Here is a 4255-nt window from a genome sequence, read left to right on the forward strand (position 1 = left end):
CAACTGCGCCCCGCCACCAGGGAATCACGCCAGGCACATCTATGCAAATCCGAGTCAGCAATTCTCTGGGCGGGTATAAGCTCGCGACTTTGCCGCAACTTCTCACGTTTCCCAGGCATCACCATGCCGGTTATTGGTCTTCACTTCCGGGGCGCCAAGCCACTCGCACAACGCCTCTAAAGTCGGGAATTTGTGCTCGATCTCAATGAAGGGCGCCGGCCTTTTGGCCGTCGGTAGGTCCTCGAGCAGCTCGGCGTACCAGGTGGCACCCTGCTTCGTCTTGCTCCGGACAATGCTACCGATGACATTACCGGACAGGACGAGATCATAGGCGCCAGGCGCTAGCTGAATCAGACTGTAGGTCATACCGACTTCTTTTGAGATGTGAGCTGAATGTCTACCCACTGATGAGCCTTTGCGACTGCCGCGCCGCGATCGGGAGCCATGATCAGGGTCGGGCGCTGCTTGGGCAGCGCCACGGCAGCGACCCATTCAAGGCCGGCATGGGTGAGGCGAATCTGATAGCCGCGGTGCTCCAAGTGCTCGGCTTCCGAAAGCTCGCTCATGTCAGCCATCATTCTCGCTCGTCAGCTGATCCGGCCGCGTGCCCTCGCCGGGGCGGCTCTTCTTGAGCCGCACGCCAGGCTCCCCGTGATTTAGAAACTCGATCCCTTCGGCTTCCAGTGCACTCATCACGGCTTGGATCTTGTCCAATCCGCTCGTGAGTGTCTGAGAACCGCGCTTCTCCATGCTGACGATGGTGTTGATGTTTAGCCCGGCTCGATCAGCGAGGGCCTTTTGTCCCATGTCCACCAATGCCCTGGCTGCGCGCAACTGATTGCCCGTCGTCAACATTTCTCGCCCTTAATCATAGTATGCTAGTTTTTTTTCATAGTCGCCTATTGACGGCAAGCGAAATCAACGCTCATAGTTAACTAGTAGTTTTTCATAGCAATTCGCTCAAGGAGCAACACGCCATGACTCGCACTGGCCGTGAACAGGAGAAGTGCGTCCCGACGCTCGCGCTGTGGGACGTCCTCGAGGAGCTTTGGCGCCAGCGCCGCGAGGATGAGATCTCGCAGGAGGGGTTCGAACGCTAGGTGGCGGAGATTCAGCCGCCATTTCCGCCCACACTGGGGAAAACCAAGGCCGACTTCGCCCTCGTCCTGTGCGGCTATCTCGATGACGTCACCCTGCCGTTCTTTGAGCCGTTCTTCATTGAGCAGTTTCGTACGACGCCGCGGCGCGGGGCTGAGGCTCAGGCCAGTGCGGAAGAGATCATCGCCGCATATGACCTATGGGTGGAATCCCGGCTGGTCGGCTTGCGCCTGCATCTGGATGCACTCGGCAATGCCTACGCCGATGCCAGCGGGGAGGAAGAGCAATCGGCCATCAAGGCCGAGATCCGCGCCGTCCGTCGCGAAATCAAGTCGACCGTCCCGAGAACGCATGTCGGGCTCTGCATCGTTGAGCAGTTCGGCGCTGGCAAGCAGGACGCAGGAGACGCCTGATGTCCAAGATGAACCACGAGCGATTTCGCCGGCGGAAGGTCTACGAGCCTGACGTGCCGGTGGAGTTCCAGGAGCGGCCGCAGGGCCCGTCCAAGGCGGACCTGCGGGCTCAGGCGGCGCGAGCCATGGAAAGCTACCAGAAGCCCGTCAGCGCAGCTCCTGCCGCCTCCCCTGCCCGATCTCGCCCGGCATCAGAGCCGCCCGTGGTGACGCCCGCCAGCACTATCCCGCAGGACCTGACGATCGAATGCCAGTGCGGCCACAAGGCCACCATCCATAGAGCGCCCGCCGACCTCATAGGCCGGCGACTCCGGTGCACGAGCTGCGGTGAGGAGCCATTGCCGTTCTGACCTTGCAGCGGTCGAGATCAGACCTACACTGGCACCTGTCGTGCATGCTCCAATTCGTAGGTGCTGGAGAGCGAAGGGTTGCATATCCAAACAGCAGTCGAAGCATTGAGATCCGGGCGCAGGCTCGAGATCTACTATGACGGCTACACTCGGGTCGTTGAGGTCCATGCTTGCGGGTACACGGCCAAAGGTGATGCCGTCATGCGGGTCTGGCAGGTTCGTGGCGGCAGCGTCAGCGGCGAGCGAGCCGGCTGGAAGCTCCTGCGGCTCGACGAAACGCACGGCCTACAAATCCTTGACGAACCATCTGAGGCCCCACGCCCTCAGTACAAGAAGAGCGATCGGGACATAGCCCGGATCCTTGCTCAAATCTGATTACTATCTCGCATTGATTGGTGCGGACGACGGGGGTCGAACCCGTACGAGCAAGCTCGAGGGATTTTAAGTCCCTTGCGTCTACCAATTTCGCCACGTCCGCATCTGGTGGGCCCGCCCGGATTCGAACCGGGAACCAGACCGTTATGAGCGGCCGGCTCTAACCGTTGAGCTACAGGCCCCACCTTCAGCCATTATGCGCATCTTCGGCAAATTGGCTGTGCCTCCCAGGGCACAGCCGTCCGGAACCCATCCAGAGATCTGCCATTAGGAGTCAGGCAAACCCACTTAGCACCATGCCGGAAACCCAGATCCCTGAGCCGTCTCCTCGAGATCGAACCACCTTGATCAAGCTCCGTGCCCGTCAATGCCGCTTCGTCGTTTCGGACGACGGCCCGGAGGCGCTTTTCTGTGGGGGGCAGACCGTAGAGGGATCAAGCTGGTGTCCATGGCATCGGCGGCTGGTATATGCGCCACGGCCGGTGCAGGGCTCGAAGAAGCAGTAAGCGTCTGTTGTTCCGGAGATCGTCCGTGCACGTGTGATGCGTCCGGCGTTCCGTCCTCCATCAGACGCGCAAATGCGAGCCAAGTGGTCCCGGTCGCATCAAGGACTTTCTGAACCGTCTCCACGCTAGGCCAGCGTGGCCGGCCATGAGCATCGACCCGCTTCGACCGATTGAACGCCGTTGCGTCCATGCCGGCGGATTTCGCCAGCCCGGAGGGGGTTACCCTGACCTTCCAGGCGATGGTATCGATGGCGTTCCAAACTTTCTGATGGTTGTTCACGCTTCACTCCATCTTCGCAGACGTCGAGGGTGTGAAACTTGCGCGGGAAGAAGTTAACGGATAACCTTCCTATCTCGGAATAGTCATCGTTGGCGGGCTTCAGGCCATCACTGTCCCGTCACAGTCGCCCGACATCATCCCTGCCGCGCGAGGGAGATCCACCATGGGCACGCCGCAGTTCACGGAAGAAGAGATCAATGCCCGGGCCCAGCAGCTCGCCGACGAGCGAGGCCCGGGCTGGGAAGCGCTCATGGCCGAAGAGCGGGTCGGCAACGACCCTCCCGAGCTCAGATACTGGCGGGAGATGGCTCTGAAGGAGCTTGAGGCCGAGCAACCCACCGTCCTGGAGGTTGAGGCCAGCACGCCAAAGACGGTGGGTCTAGACTAACGCGAAGTGCGCTCGGCCCTTCTTTGGATCAACGGAGGCTAGGGTTTCCCGCTTGGTAAGTGCCCCATAGGCATTACGATGCAATAATATTTCTCTATGCGCGTATTTTGATTTATCGTGGGCTGTTCGACATGGACGCGATTGACGCGATAACCGAAACCTCGGCATATCTTTCGGCACCGGCGTAATCTTCTCAAGCTTTTGATAGGCTCGAGCAATCAGGAGACAAGTCTCTGCCTGCCCGGTGGACTGGAGCATGTCGTGCGGGACCGGAATTATTGCTACGAGCTTTCGATGGCGGCTTCGTCTCGTGCAGCAGTTCGTCGGACCATGTTGCGCTACCAAGTACGATATTTGTTGGCAGGGTCACTCATTGTGATCGCAGCGGGCACTCTTCGGAGTTTTGATAATTTCCTCTTGCCCGTCGATAGCGTTCCACAGGCGCCAGCAAGTGCGACATCCATCCCCAAGCAACCGGCAGCAATTGATAATCCCCTGAGGACCCCCGAAAAATCCCACACTGGGTCCGTGCACGCATTGAGGCGGGAAGCAATCGACGTCTTACGTGCCGCTCTAATGAAGCCAACAATCGGCCAAGTCCCTCAGCAGGCCGGGTCCAGCTTCGTCCTGGACCTATCTGAGATCGCATCCGCGGCAGTTCCCGCGCAACCTGATCAGTCCAGCGACGCGGGACCGATCGCAGCTTCTGACAGGCCTCCGGAGACTGATCCCCCGATGTCCATCCTGGAGGCAACGGCGGAGCGTGTTTTATTGATCCGGCTTGGGTGATCTTGAAATCTTCGGCCGAGCGATCCAGTTTGGCGGGATGAAACATGTTGACATGC

The 4255-nt window shown here is 59.7% G+C and carries 8 protein-coding genes and 2 tRNA genes; 5 read left to right on the forward strand and 5 right to left on the reverse strand.

Annotation, left to right across the window (positions count from 1 at the left end; all coding sequences use genetic code 11):
* Positions 1-102 precede the first annotated feature (102 nt).
* Genes JKL46_RS34165 through JKL46_RS34175 form a run of 3 tightly spaced genes read right to left on the reverse strand, consistent with a single transcriptional unit; the run spans position 103 to position 855 of the window.
* Positions 103-366, reverse strand: coding sequence for a hypothetical protein (locus JKL46_RS34165; protein WP_201842871.1), 264 nt, complete (start codon positions 364-366; stop codon positions 103-105).
* Positions 363-566 carry a hypothetical protein gene (locus tag JKL46_RS34170; RefSeq protein ID WP_246529732.1) on the reverse strand — a complete coding sequence of 68 codons (204 nt, stop codon included), beginning with the start codon at positions 564-566 and terminating at the stop codon, positions 363-365. Before JKL46_RS34170 ends, JKL46_RS34165 begins: the two co-directional genes overlap by 4 nt.
* A gap of 1 nt (position 567) precedes the next feature.
* Positions 568-855, reverse strand: coding sequence for a helix-turn-helix domain-containing protein (locus JKL46_RS34175; RefSeq protein ID WP_201842872.1), 288 nt, complete (start codon positions 853-855; stop codon positions 568-570).
* A 122-nt stretch (positions 856-977) separates the two neighbouring features.
* On the opposite strand from JKL46_RS34175, the gene JKL46_RS36510 reads away from it, so the two are divergent.
* The 3 genes from JKL46_RS36510 to JKL46_RS34185 are packed head-to-tail and all read left to right on the forward strand — an operon-like array spanning position 978 to position 1861.
* Positions 978-1100, forward strand: coding sequence for a hypothetical protein (locus JKL46_RS36510; protein WP_281400204.1), 123 nt, complete (start codon positions 978-980; stop codon positions 1098-1100).
* Entirely contained in the window at positions 1101-1511 is a 411-nt protein-coding gene (locus JKL46_RS34180; RefSeq protein ID WP_201842874.1) for a hypothetical protein, read from the forward strand.
* Positions 1511-1861, forward strand: coding sequence for a hypothetical protein (locus JKL46_RS34185; RefSeq protein ID WP_201842875.1), 351 nt, complete (start codon positions 1511-1513; stop codon positions 1859-1861). The genes JKL46_RS34180 and JKL46_RS34185 overlap by 1 nt, the downstream gene beginning before the upstream one ends.
* A gap of 393 nt (positions 1862-2254) precedes the next feature.
* Here the strand turns inward: JKL46_RS34185 and JKL46_RS34190 are convergent.
* Together JKL46_RS34190 and JKL46_RS34195 are read right to left on the reverse strand one after the other, a co-directional pair.
* Positions 2255-2339 (reverse strand) — tRNA-Leu (locus JKL46_RS34190).
* Positions 2340-2342: 3 nt separating this feature from the next.
* Positions 2343-2418, reverse strand: a tRNA-Ile gene (locus JKL46_RS34195).
* Between the two features lie 114 nt (positions 2419-2532).
* Between JKL46_RS34195 and JKL46_RS37135 the strand changes: the two genes are divergently transcribed.
* Positions 2533-2742 carry a GcrA family cell cycle regulator gene (locus JKL46_RS37135; protein ID WP_201842876.1) on the forward strand — a complete coding sequence of 70 codons (210 nt, stop codon included), beginning with the start codon at positions 2533-2535 and terminating at the stop codon, positions 2740-2742.
* Between the two features lie 443 nt (positions 2743-3185).
* Positions 3186-3410: a hypothetical protein gene (locus JKL46_RS34205; protein ID WP_201842877.1), complete on the forward strand. Its 225-nt coding sequence runs from the start codon at positions 3186-3188 to the stop codon at positions 3408-3410.
* Positions 3411-4255: the final 845 nt, after the last annotated feature.

It is taken from the genome of Microvirga zambiensis WSM3693, from assembly GCF_016735695.1.
In the GTDB taxonomy this organism is placed as follows: Bacteria; Pseudomonadota; Alphaproteobacteria; order Rhizobiales; family Beijerinckiaceae; genus Microvirga; species Microvirga zambiensis.